Source organism: Streptomyces sp. NBC_00568 (assembly GCF_026341855.1).
Taxonomy (GTDB): Bacteria; Actinomycetota; Actinomycetes; order Streptomycetales; family Streptomycetaceae; genus Streptomyces.
Genome location: NZ_JAPENW010000001.1, coordinates 2,084,574 through 2,099,465 on the forward strand (window position 1 = coordinate 2,084,574; position 14,892 = coordinate 2,099,465).

12 protein-coding genes are annotated in these 14,892 nt (G+C 71.6%); 5 read left to right on the forward strand and 7 right to left on the reverse strand.

From position 1 onward, the window contains the following. Positions 1-34 precede the first annotated feature (34 nt). The 3 genes from OOK38_RS08895 (at position 35) to OOK38_RS08905 (ending at position 4,646) form a co-directional block, all read left to right on the forward strand. Entirely contained in the window at positions 35-1,015 is a 981-nt protein-coding gene (locus tag OOK38_RS08895; RefSeq protein ID WP_266762007.1) for a glycosyltransferase family 2 protein, read from the forward strand. Beyond that, positions 1,012-2,346, forward strand: a complete 1,335-nt coding sequence (locus OOK38_RS08900; protein WP_266762005.1) for an alpha-2,8-polysialyltransferase family protein — start codon at positions 1,012-1,014, stop codon at positions 2,344-2,346. Before OOK38_RS08895 ends, OOK38_RS08900 begins: the two co-directional genes overlap by 4 nt. 1,181 nt (positions 2,347-3,527) lie before the next feature. Continuing rightward, on the forward strand, positions 3,528-4,646 hold the full coding sequence (locus OOK38_RS08905; protein ID WP_266765823.1) for an acyltransferase: 1,119 nt from the start codon (positions 3,528-3,530) through the stop codon (positions 4,644-4,646). Positions 4,647-4,680: 34 nt separating this feature from the next. On the opposite strand, the gene OOK38_RS08910 is transcribed toward OOK38_RS08905, so the two are convergent. After that, the gene (locus OOK38_RS08910) at positions 4,681-5,337 is read right to left on the reverse strand and encodes a TetR/AcrR family transcriptional regulator C-terminal domain-containing protein (protein WP_266762004.1); all 657 of its coding nucleotides are present in this window, start codon (positions 5,335-5,337) and stop codon (positions 4,681-4,683) included. 38 nt (positions 5,338-5,375) lie between these two features. Between OOK38_RS08910 and OOK38_RS08915 the strand changes: the two genes are divergently transcribed. After that, positions 5,376-6,845, forward strand: a complete 1,470-nt coding sequence (locus OOK38_RS08915) for an FAD-dependent oxidoreductase (protein ID WP_266762003.1) — start codon at positions 5,376-5,378, stop codon at positions 6,843-6,845. Positions 6,846-6,874: 29 nt separating this feature from the next. On the opposite strand, the gene leuE is transcribed toward OOK38_RS08915, so the two are convergent. The 3 genes from leuE to OOK38_RS08930 all read right to left on the reverse strand — a co-directional run bounded on the left by leuE (position 6,875) and on the right by OOK38_RS08930 (position 9,828). Further along, entirely contained in the window at positions 6,875-7,525 is a 651-nt protein-coding gene (leuE, locus tag OOK38_RS08920) for a leucine efflux protein LeuE (protein WP_266762002.1), read from the reverse strand. Positions 7,526-7,576: 51 nt separating this feature from the next. Further along, complete coding sequence (locus OOK38_RS08925; protein ID WP_266762001.1) at positions 7,577-8,155, reverse strand: Uma2 family endonuclease; 579 nt, start codon at positions 8,153-8,155, stop codon at positions 7,577-7,579. 92 nt (positions 8,156-8,247) lie between these two features. Further along, complete coding sequence (locus tag OOK38_RS08930; RefSeq protein WP_266761999.1) at positions 8,248-9,828, reverse strand: methylmalonyl-CoA mutase; 1,581 nt, start codon at positions 9,826-9,828, stop codon at positions 8,248-8,250. 264 nt (positions 9,829-10,092) lie between these two features. On the opposite strand from OOK38_RS08930, the gene OOK38_RS08935 reads away from it, so the two are divergent. Next, on the forward strand, positions 10,093-10,956 hold the full coding sequence (locus OOK38_RS08935) for a L,D-transpeptidase family protein (RefSeq protein ID WP_266761997.1): 864 nt from the start codon (positions 10,093-10,095) through the stop codon (positions 10,954-10,956). A gap of 592 nt (positions 10,957-11,548) precedes the next feature. On the opposite strand, the gene OOK38_RS08940 is transcribed toward OOK38_RS08935, so the two are convergent. The 3 genes from OOK38_RS08940 to OOK38_RS08950 form a co-directional block, all read right to left on the reverse strand. Beyond that, positions 11,549-12,661: a hypothetical protein gene (locus tag OOK38_RS08940; protein WP_266848309.1), complete on the reverse strand. Its 1,113-nt coding sequence runs from the start codon at positions 12,659-12,661 to the stop codon at positions 11,549-11,551. Next, positions 12,661-13,323 (reverse strand): RNA polymerase sigma factor, encoded by a 663-nt coding sequence (locus OOK38_RS08945; protein ID WP_266761993.1) that lies wholly within the window; start codon positions 13,321-13,323, stop codon positions 12,661-12,663. The genes OOK38_RS08940 and OOK38_RS08945 overlap by 1 nt, the downstream gene beginning before the upstream one ends. 618 nt (positions 13,324-13,941) lie before the next feature. After that, positions 13,942-14,694 carry a hypothetical protein gene (locus OOK38_RS08950; RefSeq protein ID WP_266848311.1) on the reverse strand — a complete coding sequence of 251 codons (753 nt, stop codon included), beginning with the start codon at positions 14,692-14,694 and terminating at the stop codon, positions 13,942-13,944. Positions 14,695-14,892 lie beyond the last annotated feature (198 nt).

A 14,892-nucleotide genomic window follows, 5' to 3' on the forward strand; every position in this document is an offset into this window, starting at 1 on the left:
GACGAATGCCGGGCCGCCCCCTAACGTCACAGGGGTGGTCAAGCTCTCCGTCATCGTGCCGTTCTACAACGTGCAGCAATATGCGCCCGACACCCTGAAGAGCCTGCGTGCGAACGCGCGGCAGGACTTCGAATTCATTCTCGTCGACGACTGCTCGCGCGACGAGACACCGGACATCCTCGCGCGCGCGGAGCGCGAGCTCCCGGGTGCGGTGTATGTCAGACACGAGAAGAACGGAGGACTGGCCACCGCACGCAACACCGGGATCGACAAAGCGCGTGGCGAGTACCTCACGTTTCTCGACGGGGACGACTGGCTCGCCCCCGGATACTACGAACAACTCCTCTCCTCCATCGAGGACCTGGGCTGCGACTTCGTCCGTACGGACCATGTCCAGTGCACCGCGCGGGCGCGCTCCGTCCACCGTGTTCCGCACGGCCGCCGCGGAGTCGTCCTCAACCCCCGCGACGCCATCCTGCCCTCCGACCGGTCCACCTCCGTCGACTACGCCTACGCCTGGGCGGGCATCTACCACCGCCGGCTGGTCGACCGCGGACTGCTCCACTTCACCGACGGACTGCGCACGGCCGAGGACCGGCCGTGGATCTGGAAGCTCCACCGGGAGGCCGAATCCTTCGCCACGGTGGGGCTTCTCGGCGTGTTCTACCGGCGTGGCGTCGCCTCCTCACTCACCCAGATCGGGGACGTGCGCCAACTCGATTTCATTCGCGCGTTCGACCAGGTCGTCGCGGAAACCGCCGAGGACCGGGACGCGGAAAAACTCCTGCCCAAAGCCGTGCGGACATATTGCGCGATTATTTCCCATCACCTGGGATCCATCGAAAGGTTCGAGCCAGCGGTGGCACGGAAACTGAAGTCCATGAGTGCCGTCGCACTGCGCCGCATGCCACAGGGCGTGCTCGACGAGGCACTCGACTCGATGGACGTCCAGCGCGCCACCCGGCTGCGCCGACTTCGCCGACGGCCCGCGCCCGCCGCGGGGGTGGCCGCGTGACCACCCAGATCTTCATGGCGTCCACGCTGTACGGCACGGCCACGCTCGCCGCGGCCCTCGACACCGACAGCTTCGGACCGGCCGACCGGCGCATCCTGCTCGTCTCCAACAACGCGGCGACGCCCGAGACGACGCCCGGCGTGGAGGAGATGCCCGGCTTCGAGCAGCTGCGCGGCCGCTTCGACGACGTCATCTCGTGGAACGAGACCATCTCCCCCTTCCACCCGGGCGGCTGGGCCCCGCGGCCGGACGACGTACCCCTGTGGGAGCGGCATCTGCGGCTCGCCTGGAACCTCGGCGACGACGACATCGAACTGGCCGTCGAGTCCATCCAGGTCAACCCGGCACTCGGCGTCTCCCAGATCTTCATGGGCGCGCCCGTCACCGTGTACGCCGACGGCCTGATGAGCTACGGCCCCACCCGCAACAAGATCGACCCGCTGGTCGGCACCCGGGTGACCCGGCTGCTCCATCTCGACCTGGTCCCCGGCCTCAGGCCGCTGCTGCTCACCGAGTTCGACGTCGAACCGGAGATCGTGCCCACGGACGCGTTCGTGAAGGTGCTCGCCCAGCTCGTGGACACCGGCGACACCCTGCCGGCCATCGACGAACCGGCGCTGCTGCTCGGCCAGTACCTCTCCGCGCTCGGCATCCTCACCGCCGAGGAGGAAGAGGACCTCCACGTACGGATGCTGAAGGGCGTGATCGCCCTCGGCCACACCCGTGTGGTGTTCAAGCCGCACCCGACCGCACCCGCCCGCTGGTCGCGCGTCCTGGAACGGGAGGCCGAGAAGCTGGGCGCGGACCTGACCGTGCTCGACACCCCGGTCCTCGCCGAGGTGCTCTACCAGCGGATGCGTCCTGCGCTGGTCGTCGGCTGCTTCTCCACGGCGCTGCTCACGGCCTCCGCGCTGTACGGCCTGCCGGTCGCGCGTGTCGGCACCGGCGCGCTGCTGGACCGTCTGACCCCGTACGAGAACAGCAACCGTGTCCCGGTGACCATCGTCGACGCGCTGCTGCCCGACCTGTCGTACCGCGCGGCGGTCACCGGACAGGGCCCCGGCACGGACGCGGCGGCCCTGACGAAGCTCCTGAAGGCCGTGGGCTTCGCGATGCAGCCGAAGATCTACCCGGACCTGCGCCCGGCGGCCGAGAGCTACCTGACGAACCATCTGTCCGACCACACCTGGCGCTACTTCAAGCGCAAGCGCCTCACCTCGCTGGCCCTGCCCGGAGCGGTCCCGGCCCAACTCGCCTTCATCCCGCGCAACGCGACAGTACGGCGGGTCGCCCGGAGGGCGCGCTCCCTGAAGCGGGCCGTAGGGCGCTGAGCCGAGCACACTCACCGCAGCCGCGGGCCGCTCGGACGGCGAGGCCGGCTGAAGCGTCCCCGGGGGACCCAGGCTGCAAGCCGCGGGACAGCCGCCCGCCATCGGGCGGCTGAGGCGACGGCGACTTTGACGGGAGCGCCCACGGGGGCGACCTCGGGCCGCAGAGGGCCGGACCGCCGAGGCAGCCACAGCCCGCAACCCCGACGTGCGCCCGGCCGACGCGGTGGCGCTGCTTGACGGGCGGGAGCGTCTGGAGGGGCGAGTGCGAGCCGCAGAGGCCGGACCGCCGAGGCGGTGGCGGCCTTGACGGGCGGGAGCGTCTGGAGGGGCGAGTGCGAGCCGCAGAGGCCGGACCGCCGAGGCGGCCGCCTTGACGGGCGGGAGCGCCCGGAAGGGCGAGCGCGAGCCACAGAGAGCCGGACCGCCGAGGCAGCAGTGACTTTGACGGGCGGGAGCGTCCACAGGGGCCAGCGCGAGCCACAGAAGCCTGACCGCCGAGGCGCGGCGGTCGGGACGGGAGTGTTCTCAGGAGCGGGGTGTCGCGACGGCGCAGGGGGCGGGGCCGGTCGAATCCGACCGGCCCCGCCCCTTTGGCTGCCCGGATTCCTCGGACCGACTCGCTGTCCGGGCGACGCCGCCGCTCCGGGACAGCTCACCGACGCTGGACAGCCCACCGCCTCGGGTCACCCGCTCCTCGATCGGCCCCTTTTCCGGGGCAGGTCATCACTTCAGGCTGCCCGGATTCCCTGCGGTGGTGCCGCGCTTCGGCGCGTCGCCTCGTCCGGTTGCGTGCGCCCCGCATGCGCGCCCCGCGCGTGTCGCAGCGACAGGCGCCCAACGTGCGCCTTCCGAGCGCGCCCCCTACCCCCTTTCGCGCGCTCCGCGCGCGCCCGTGAGCACCCGTGAGCGCCCTCGCGCTCCCCTTCTCCTGCGACACCCGTTCGGCGGCACTTCGGGACCGGGGGCGATTTGTGACGATTCGGAAGAGTCCTCAACGTAGGGGCATCACCGAGATGAACTCCCGTGGGCGATATGACGAACCGGCCCAACCAAGGCGCAAGCATCCCCGACTATCGGACTAACGTGCTGCGGGCCAGCTGAGTCCCATTGAGGGGAACCCTGTGATCGACACGCCCGAGGAGGCCCGCGGGACGTCAACCGGCACCGTGGTCCGTACCGTCCTGCCTCCTGCCGAGACCTCTCCCGCGCCCCAGCCCGTGGCACGCCGGGAGAACCGGCTGCGCGCCCTGGACGGGCTGCGGCTCGTCGCGGCCCTGATGGTGGCGGGGTATCACTACGGCGGCCGGGACGGCGAAGTGGTGCGGGCCTGGGGCAGCTCGCCGAAGCATCAGTTCCCCACGCTGCACCAGCTGTTCGCCTACGGCTGCCTGGGCGTGCAGGTCTTCTTCGTGATCAGTGGCTTCGTCATCTGCATGAGCGGCTGGGGCCGTCCGCTGCGCTCCTTCTTCGCCTCCCGCGCCTCCCGCCTGCTGCCCGCCTACTGGGCCGCGATCATCATCGTGACGGCGGTGTTCGCCCTGCCCGCCGTCGCGTACAAGGCGGTCTCGCCGAGCGACGCGCTGCTCAACCTCACCATGCTCCAGCAGCCCCTGGGCGTCGACCGGGTGCTGGGTGTGTGCTGGACCCTGTGGGCGGAGATCCGCTTCTACGCCCTCTTCGCGCTGTGCATCGTGCTGCCGGGGGCGAACCGGCGGCGCGTGATCCTGTTCTGCGCGGGCTGGACCCTGGCCGCGGCCATCGCGCAGGGCGTGAACGAGCCGCTCCTGAACATGGTCCTGATGCCGGAGTACGCCCCGTACTTCATCGGCGGCGTCGGTCTCTACCTCGTCCACCGCGACCGGCGTGACGCGTACGCCTGGGGCATCGTCGCGGTGAGCTGGCTGATCGGCCAGCACTACGCGGTCCAGCGCCTGTGGCACGCCCCGAACCCGGAGTTCTTCTCCGACCGCTCGGCCCTCGGCATCATGCTCGTCGTCACCTTCGGCTATGTCGCCGTGGCCGCTATCGCGCTGGGCTGGCTGAACTGGGCGAACTGGCGCTGGCTGACGGTCGCGGGCGCGCTGACGTACCCGTTCTACCTGGTCCACGAACACCTGGGCTGGGTCGCCATCAAGGCCTACCACCAGACCCTGCACCTCCCCTCGTACGGCACGTTCCTGGCCACGGTCGCCACCATGCTGCTCCTGGCCTGGCTGCTCAACCGGTACGTGGAGAACCGGCTCACCCCGAAGCTGCGCACGGCACTGGCGAAGCCACGCCCGCAGCCGACCCTCCGATAGCCGACCCTGCCGGGCGGGCCCCGGTGACAGTGGCTCAGCCGATGCCGTAACGCGCCTCGATGCCCGCGACGACCAGGTGCAGGCCTTCCTCGAAGTTCCGTTCGTAGTCGCCGAAGATCTCCGCGCCCGCCGCGGCCGACAGCGGGAAGTCGGCCATGCGGCGGGCGCGTTCGTCCAGGTCGTAGCCCTCGCGGCGCTCGCCCGGCAGAGGCTGGACGCCCTGCTCCTCGGTGACGAAGCCGATCGTGTAGACGTACGTGGTGGACGTCGCGCGGACCGCCTGGGTGAGGGTGAATCCCGACTCGGTGAAGAGCCGCAGCGTCCGCTCCATCTCGACCGCGTGCAGGGTTCCCGTGAAGCGTGAACCGCTGAAGACCTTCGCGCCGTCGCGGTAGCTCAGCAGGGCGGCGCGCAGTCCGCGGTTGGCGGCGAGCAGCCGCTCCCGCCAGCCGCCCGGCGTCGCCGTGGCGTCCTCGACCATCCGGCGGTACATCTCCGTGGCCATCTCGTCGAGCAGTTCCTGCTTGTTCTTGAAATGCCAGTAGAGCGCGGGCGCCTGGACGTTCAGCTCCTTGGCAATGGCCCGGAGGGTGAGGCCGTCGAGGCCCGTCTCGTTGAGCAGCCGCAGGGCGGTCTCGACGACCTGCTTCTTGTCCAGCTTGGGGGATCGCTGGGGTCTCTGGGTAACCACGCTTGACAGTTTAACGCCGTTAAGGGCATGCTCGCGGCATGGAACTTAACAGCGTTAAGGAGATGGCTGTGGACGTGAACGTGGACGTGGACGTACTCGTCGTCGGCGCGGGCCCTACCGGCCTCGCCCTCGGCGCCGATCTCGCCCGGCGCGGAGTGGACGCCCTGGTGGTGGAGCGGGCCGACGCGCTGTTCCCCGGCTCGCGCGGCAAGGGGCTCCAGCCGCGCACGATGGAGGTCTTCGACGACCTAGGTGTCCTCGACGCGATCCGCGCGGCGGGCGGCGACTACCCGGTCGGGATGATCTGGCAGGACGGCGAGCGGGTGGGCGAGCACCAGATGTTCGAACCGGCCGAGCCGACGGACGACTCGCCGTACAACGCGCCGTGGATGGTGCCGCAGTGGCGTACGCAGGAGATCCTCTTCGCTCGGCTGGAGGAGCTCGGGGGCCGGGTCGCCTTCGGCCGCGAGGTCGTCGCGGTCACGCAGGACGGGGACGGGGACGGGGACGGGGTGACCGTGGAGTTCGCCTCCGGCGCACCGGTCCGCGCGCGGTACGTCGTCGCCGCCGACGGTGGCCGCTCCGCGGTGCGGCGCGCGCTCGGGATCGGCATGACCGGAGAGACCGTCGACCCGGACTCGATGCTGGTGGCGGACGTACGGATCAGCGGGCTGGACCGTGACAACTGGCATGTCTTCCCGCCGCGCGAGGACACCGGCGGCTTCCTGGCGATCTGCCCGCTGGCCGGTACGGAGGACTTCCAGGTCGTGGCGCAGTTCCCGGAGGGCGCGGACGTCGACCTGTCCCTCGACGGCATCCGCAGGACCGTCGCCGCGCGCTCCCACCTCTCGCCCGAGGCCGTGACCGAGGTGCGCTGGGCCTCGGACTTCCGGCCGCGCGCTGCGCTGGCGGACCGCTTCCGCGCCGGGCGGGTCTTCCTCGCCGGGGACGCGGCGCACATCCACTCCCCGGCCGGCGGCCAGGGGCTCAACACCAGCGTCCAGGACGCCTACAACCTGGGCTGGAAGCTCGGCGCGGTACTGCGCGGCGAGGCTCACGAGTCCCTGCTCGACACCTACGAGGAGGAACGGCTCCCCGTCGCCGCCGACATGCTCGGCCTGTCCACCCGGGTCCACCGCGGCGAGGTCCGCCGCGGCGGGGCGACCCGCCAGCTCGGGCTCGGCTACCGCGACTCCTCGCTCGCGGTGGAGACCCGTACGGACCTGCCGGACGAGTCCCTGCACGCGGGCGACCGCGCTCCCGACGGAACCGTGGACGGCGTACGCCTCTTCGACGCGTTCCGGGGACCGCACTGGACGCTGCTCACGGTCGGCGCGGACGCGGAAGCACCGGTGCTCCCCGGCGTCCGCACCGTGCGGATCGGGTCGTGCGAGAGGTACGGGACCGGGGTCTTCCTCGTCCGCCCCGACGGCTACGTGGGATGGGCGGGCACCGGCACACGGGATCTGCCGGAGTACGCGACCCGGGCGGGTCTGACCGTGGGCTGACCCGGACCGCCCCGGAAGCCTGACAGCCCCTAGGCGCTGGCGAGCGTGAGCTTGACCGCGAAGCCGAGGAAGAGGGCGCCGGCGGCGGTCGTGGCGCCCGCGGAGAGGCGCTTGCGCCGGCGGAAGGCCGAGGCCAGCCGCGTACCGCTGAAGATCAGCGCGGTCAGATAGAGGAAGCTCGCGAGCTGGGCGAAGGCGCCGAGCACGACGAAGGAGAGGGCCGGGTAGGCATACCCGGGGTCGACGAACTGCACGAAGAAGGCGACGAAGAACAGGATCGCCTTCGGGTTGAACAGGCTGATCACCAGCGCCCGGCGGAAGGGCCGCTCCCCCGCCTCCGCCTCGGTCTCCGCGCTCTCGGCGACCGGCTCCCGCCGGGCCTGCCACATCGCCCGCGCTGCGCGCAGCATCCCGATCGCCAGCCAGGTCAGATATCCCGCACCGGCGTACTTCACGATGCTGAACAGCACCGCGTTCGTCTGAAGCAGCGACGCCACACCGGCCGCCGACAGTGTCATCAGCACGGTGTCGCCGCACCACACACCCGCGGCGGCGGTATATCCCGTACGGACGCCCTTGCGGGCGGCGACGGACAGCACGTACAGCGAGTTCGGTCCCGGCAGGAGGACGATCAGGACAAGACCCGCGAGATAGGTGGGGAGATCGATGACACCAAGCATGAGAGCGAGTGTCGCACGCGGCTACGACAGCGGGCAGAGGTGTCTCGCAGGTCAGTCACCGTCGAGGAGCGTGTCCACGGAGAGGTCGAGAACGACGCCGACGGATTCGGGCACCGGGACGCTCTGGCCCCGCTTGTAGCGCTCGGGCGCCGCGTACTTGCCGTTGGCCGGGTCCCGGTACAGCAGGACCTCGTCGTGCTTGCGGTCGGCCACGATGTAGACGGGGACGCCTGCCTCCGCGTAGCACTCGACCTTGGGGCCGAGGTCGTCGGACCAGTTCGACGAGGTGACCTCGACGACCAGGCGGAAGACGTTCGGTGCGTAGCAGTTCTTCTGGACGAGGGCGTCCCGGAAGTCCTCGTCGACGACGGAGAAGTCGGGGATCGCGAAGTCGGCGGGCAGCGTGGGCAGCCAGAGGCCGACGCCCTGGACGTACTCGAGCCCCGCCTCCACGACCCCGGCCCGGTCGAAAGCCCTGCCCAGCTTGGTCAGCGACAGCGCGTGCGAGCCGTCCGGCGGTGGTGTCGCAGTGAGCCTCCCCTGGAGAATCTCCACGCGGTGCCCAGGCAGTGCACGGGAGAGCAGGTCGGCGGCTTCGCTCAACGTCAGCTCGTGTTGCAGTACGGCCACGGCATCCTCCTTTTCAGGGGTCACTCTTCATGAGCGTAACCGGGGGCGCGCGGCTTCCGCCTCCGTTCACCCGTACGAAGGAACCGCCCAGGTCAGAAGGTATCTGAGGGCACGTACGTCCCCCAGATCTCGCGCAGGGCGTTGCAGACCTCGCCGACCGTCGCGCGGGCGCGCAGGGCGTCCTTCATCGGGTACAGGACGTTGTCCGTGCCCTCGGCGGCCTTCTTCAGGGCGGCGAGGGCGGTGTCGACGGCCTCCTGGTCGCGCTCGGCGCGGAGCCGGGCGAGGCGTTCGGCCTGCTGTGCCTCGATGGCCGGGTCGACGCGCAGCGGTTCGTACGGCTCCTCCGCGTCGAGCTGGAAACGGTTGACGCCGACCACCACGCGCTCGCCGGAGTCGGTCTCCTGGGCGACCCGGTAGGCGGAGCGCTCGATCTCGCCCTTCTGGAAACCGTGCTCGATGGCCCCTACCGCGCCACCCAGGTCCTCGACCCGCGTCATGAGATCGACGGCCGCCGCCTCGACGTCGTCGGTCATGCTCTCGATGACGTACGAGCCCGCGAACGGGTCGACCGTCGCTGTCACGTCCGTCTCGTAGGCCAGCACCTGCTGGGTGCGCAGGGCGAGGCGCGCGGACTTGTCGGTGGGCAGCGCGATGGCCTCGTCGAAGGAGTTGGTGTGCAGCGACTGCGTGCCGCCGAGGACGGCACCGAGGCCCTGGACCGCGACGCGGACCAGGTTCACCTCCGGCTGCTGCGCCGTCAGCTGGACACCCGCCGTCTGGGTGTGGAACCGCAGCATCAGCGACTTGGGGTTCCTCGCGCCGAACTCGTCCCTCATCACCCGGGCCCAGATCCGGCGTGCGGCACGGAACTTGGCAACCTCCTCCAGGATCGTCGTACGGGCGACGAAGAAGAAGGAGAGGCGCGGCGCGAAGTCGTCGACGTCCATGCCCGCCGCGACCGCCGTACGGACGTACTCGATGCCGTCGGCGAGCGTGAACGCGATCTCCTGCGCGGGGGACGCCCCCGCCTCGGCCATGTGGTAGCCCGAGATCGAGATCGTGTTCCACTTCGGGATCTCGGTCCGGCAGTACTTGAAGATGTCCGCGATCAGCCGCAGGGACGGCTTGGGCGGGAAGATGTAGGTGCCGCGCGCGATGTACTCCTTGAGCACGTCGTTCTGGATGGTTCCCGTCAACCGGTCCGCCGGGACGCCCTGTTCCTCGCCGACGAGCTGGTACATCAGCAGCAGCAGCGCGGCGGGCGCGTTGATCGTCATCGAGGTGGAGACCTTGTCCAGCGGGATCCCGCCGAACAGGACGCGCATGTCGTCGATCGAGTCGATCGCCACGCCGACCTTGCCGACCTCGCCGTGCGCGAGGGGGGCGTCCGAGTCGTGGCCCATCTGGGTGGGCAGGTCGAAGGCGACCGACAGACCCATCGTGCCGTTCGCGATCAGCTGCTTGTAGCGGGCGTTGGACTCGGTGGCCGTGCCGAAACCGGCGTACTGCCGCATCGTCCACGGACGGCCCGTGTACATCGACGGGTAGACACCGCGGGTGAAGGGATACGCGCCCGGCGCGCCCAGTTTCCCGGCCGGGTCCCAGCCGTCCAGAGCCTCGGGGCCGTAGACCGGTTCGATGGGCAGTCCGGACTCGGATTCGCGCGTCATTGCTGTGCCTCCCGTGAAGCCGCCCGGTGACAGGAGTCGACCTGGGCGGACTGTAGCGGCCGAGGTGCACCCGGTGGAGGGACCCGCGCCGGGACCTCGCTCAGGGACCGGATCACGGGCCATTTTCATGGTTCCCTTCCACCATGCCGCCTGGTTCGCAACCGGTCACCCGCGGGGAGCATCTCAGGTGACACGACGGCGAGGCGGGGAGCCGATGTGCACGACAGGACGGGTGGAACAGGGGTCCGGATGCGTACAAGTGGCATGAAGAGATCGCTGGCCGTGCTCGCGGCGCTCGCCGCGGTGAGCGGCTGCACGGCGCAGGCCGTGGACGCGCAGGGAAAGACGGCGCCGCCGGTACGGATCGCCGGTTCGCTCGGCCCGGCCCCCGCCACAACGGGGAAGGACGACAAACCGGCCGCTCCCTCGAAGGGCGAGGACGACACGCCCGCCGCCACCCCGACGGGGAAGGCCGACACGCCGGCTCCCGTCCCCGCCAAGGTCCTCTGGTCCCGCGGCGACCGGGGCGACGACGTCCGCAAGGTGCAGGCCCGGCTGCACCAGGTCGCCTGGCTGATCACCCCGCCGACGGGGACGTACGACGCCCGGACGGTCGCGGCCGTGAAGGGGTTCCAGGGCAAGCGGGGACTGCCGCGCACCGGTCAACTGGACGCCGTCACCTGGCAGCGGCTGCGGAAGATGACGCACGAGCCGGCGGCCTGGGAGCTGTACCCGTACGGCGGGCAGCCGGCCGCGAAGCCCGATCCGCGCTGTCTGACGGGCCGGGTCCTGTGCGTCAGCAAGAAGAGTCGCACGCTGCGTTGGATGATCGACGGGAAGACGGTCTCGGAGATGGACGTGCGGTTCGGCTCGCAATACACGCCGACCCGCGAAGGTGTGTTCAGCGTCTACTTCAAGTCGCGCCACCATGTGTCGACGATCTACGACACGTCGATGCCGTACGCGATGTTCTTCAGCGGCGGCCAAGCGGTCCACTACTCCCCGGACTTCGCGGCCCGCGGCTACTACGGCGCGTCGCACGGCTGCGTCAACGTGCGGGACGAGGGGAAGGTCGCGGCGCTGTTCGCGCAGGTCCGGACGGGCGACAAGGTCGTCGTCTCCTGGTGACGGACCCCTGCGCGGAGGCGGGGCGGGGAAGAGTGGGGCGCGGGCGGGACCGGGGGAACGTGTCCCGCCCGCGCCAGTTGCACAGAGCCGTCGGTACGGGGGGAACCCCGGCTCCGTGCGACGGCCGATGACCAGTCGGCTCACCCCTTACTGCGTCACCGCCGCCGAAAACGTCACACCCGGGCCGAAGAAAGTTGAAGGAAGTACGAAATCCCAGGTCAGCGGGGTGCCGCGGTGCTCGCCGGACGAGGAGTCACGGGGCCGAGCCGCCCGTGGGGCGCGGTCGGCCGGGCACGCGAGCAGGCCGGGCGCGAGGGCGACCCTCACGAGAGTGCGCTGGTCGGAGAGCTGACGGCACGACAGCACGCGAGCCGAGGGGCCGACGGCACACCGGTCGGGGAACGGGCGGCACACCGGTCGGGGAACGACCGCACGACGGCGGGGAACGGGCGGCACACCGGCGCGTGCGGGAGAACTGACGGCACGACAGGCGGCGAACAAAGGTGCGGCGGTGCGGAACCGTCGCACGACGGCAGGGCGGCGCGAGGGCCGGGAGGGCGACGGCGCGATCAGCGCCTGGATGAACGGTGGTTCAGGAGAGGACGCTGTCCAGCGGACTCGGCGTCGGGCTCGACGGACTCGGCGTCGAGGCCGACGCGGACCTCGTCGGCCTGACCGGCAGGAGCGCTGTCAGCCTCGGGTTCAGGGAGGACGGGCGAGTGATGCCGCCGTTACCCCGGGGGTCGTTGCCGCGCGGCCCTATGTGGTGACCGTCGCCGTCGCCGTCACCCTGATCCCCTTGGTCGCCCTGGCCGGCGCCCTCTCCCCCCGACCCCTTCTCGCCACCGTCCCCGTCTCCGCTGTCCCGGCCGCCGTCCGAGCCGCCCAGTTGCCGGCCGAGGACGCCCGAGCAGTACAGCTTCACCCGGGCGCCGCCACCCGCCACATGCTCCAGGGCGCGCCGGCGGTCCGCGTCGAGATCCTTGCCGTCGAGGACGTCACGGCAGTACGCCCGCGTACGGGCCCACCACTCGCGGGTGCGGTCGGAGCTCCCGGTGGAGTCCGGACCGGGCCGGCCGGTCGTCTCATGGGCGCCGGGTACGGCGGTCGACGAGGAATCGCCGGACGGGTCGCCGGAGGGACCGTCGGGCGTCGGCACCACGGTTCCCATGCCGCCGGTGACCCCGGGCGAGGGCGAGACCGAGGGCGAGACCGGCGGCCGGTCAGGGGTCCGTACCGCCGAAACCGATGCGGCCGGGCCCGGGTGTTCACGGGTGAACGGCGTCGGCAGCACTCCGGTTCCGGCCGCGACGGCCACCCCGCCGACCATCCCGACGGCGAGGACCGCGGCGAGCCCGAATCGGGTGGGACGCCCCCAGCGCGTCCGTCGTCCGTGCGCGGCGGGACGCCCGAGACGGACGAGACCGGCGTCAGCGGCATGCGCACCGGGGCGCGCGCGACGGTGGCCGACCTGCGCCGCGGCTCCGTCCCCGCCTGCGCGCGCCTTGCGGAACGCGGCCAACGCGGCTGCCTCGCCCGGGAGTTCATCGCTGCTCAGCCGGGGTTCGGCGGCCAGTGCGCCGAGTGCCCCGGCGAGTCGGTCCACCTGGTCGCGGGTACCGGCGTCGACGGCTTCCAGCGGCTCTCCCCGCAGCAGACGCTCCGAGGCATCGCGGTCCAGCCACCTGTACTGCTCGTCGGCCATCACATGTCCTTCTGCGTCCGCGAACGCGTATGCGTCACACCGGCGGACGTCACCGCGCGGGTGCGCGAACCTCGTTGCGGGGGTACGGCGTCGAGTGCGCCGGCGGATTCCGGATCGGCGCCGAGCAGCTCCGCGAGCCGCTTCAGCCCGCGGTGCGCCGCCGTGCGGACGGCTCCGGGGCGCTTGCCGAGGGTCTCGGCGGCCGTCTTGGCGTCGAGGCCGACCACGACGCGCAGCACGACGGCCTCGGCCTGGTCCTGCGGGAGCTGGGCGATGAGGGAGAGGGTGCTGTCGGTCGCCAGCGCCTCGATCGCCTCGGTCGCGGTGTCGGACTCGGCGGCCTGGCCGGTCAGCTCGGTCTCGTCGCCGCCTATCGCGGGGCGGCGTCCGCGCATGCGTATGTGGTCCAGGGCGCGGTTGCGGGCGATCCTCGCCGCCCAGCCGCGAAACCGGTCCGCGTCCCCGCTGAACCGCTCCAGGTCACGGGCGATCTGGAGCCAGGACTCGGACGTGACGTCCTCCGCGTCCGACTCACCCACCAGTGTTCTCACGTACCCGAGCAGGCGTGGGTGCACCGCTCGGTACACAGTCCGGAACGCGGTCTCGTCCCCGGCCTGTGCAGCAAGTACCGCGGCGGTCAGCTCCGCGTCGTCCCCCAGCACCCCCGCGCCCCTCTTTGCGCCTCAACCGGCGCCGCTCTCGCGGACCGGGTTCTCGCCGTTGTCGTTCCTCGATGGACGGTCGTGGTCTCAGGTCCACGTGGCACTGGTCTCAGGTCCCACGTGGTCGCGGTCCCCGGATCCACGCAGTCGTGGTCCCGGATCCCTCGTGGTTGCCGTCGTCCGTTCTCCGCACCCGGCGCGAAAGGAACGTTACGGCCTGAAACAGCTCCCCGTCCATGTTCGTACAACACGCAACTACATGGTGACGGAGAGAGGTGTGACACAAAACGCAGTCGCGGCGCTGTAGAGAATACGGGTCGCCGCGCGGCCCGTGCCGCGCGACGGTCGGGGCCTCTCCTGTGGGGGGTGGCGGCCCCGGCCGTTGCCATCGGCAGGGACGGACGCCGTCGTCGTCCGCAGGATGTGCGCCGTCGTCGTCCGCGGGATGTGCGCCGTCGTCATCGGCGCGGATGTGCGCCGCCGGACCGGCGAGGACACGCGCCGCGCGCCCACCGCATCCCGGACTCCCGCCCGATATCGGGCTCGCCCACGTGCCCGGTCACGATCTCCGCGCCGCCCCGACCGGCCTGGACACCGCGCCCGCCGACCCCGGCCCGCCTACCGTCCGCCCTTGGCCTTCGACGGCTTCGGCGTGGCGACCGAGGCTCCCGGAGCCGGCGTCCCGCCCGTGTTCCCGTTCTTCCCGCCGTTCCCGGTCCGCTGCGCGTCCTTGTTCCCGGTGTCCTCGGCCAACCGCTCGGCGCAGTACGCCTCGACCTTGTCCTCGCCGCCCGCTGCCGTGACGAGCCGCTGCCAGGCCGTCGCGTTCAGGGCGTCGCCCCGGCCCCGGACCGACGCGTACGCACGGCAGTGGGCCTCGGTGTCCTGGGCCCGCGGCGGTCGGCCGGCGGGGCCGGGCGTCACGGAGCCGCCCGGGGTGGGGACACCGGGATCCTCCGGACCGGCGGACGGCGCGGCGGCGGGAAGCCGGTCCTGGACGCCGTTCGACGGCCGGTCCCCGGCCCGGTCCCGGTCGTCGTCGTGCGAGGACGACCCGATGGCCGCGAAGGCGACGCCGCCGAGGGTCAGACCGGCCAGCAGCACGGCGAACGTGACCCGCACGGAACGAGCCGCCCGCCACCGTTCCCTGGGGCGCCAGTCGTCCCGCCGCCGGGTGCGCGCGCCGTGTGCGCCGCCGTCCCGCGCGGCCCGGAAGGCGGCCACGGCATGCGCCTCCGCCTCGGTGCCGGGCGCCCGGCCGCGTATCGCCGCGGCGAGGCGCGTCTCCAGCGCGGCCTGTTCGCTCCCGGGGTTCACCGGATGCACGACCCGACGGCCGGGGGTCCCGCCGTCACCATGCCGTTCACCCATGTCCGGTTCCATCTCCGCCTGCCGCTCCGCCCGACAACTCCTCGTACGACGACCTACCGCCGAACGACGGCGTCCCGCCCTTCGGCGCCCCAGCTCCGCCCGGCAACCGCCCGCCGGACAAAGGCCGTTCGGCCTCCGGCCGTCCTCCGTCGTCCAACGTCCGTACGCCGTACGACGGTTCCGTTCCGGGCGAGGACG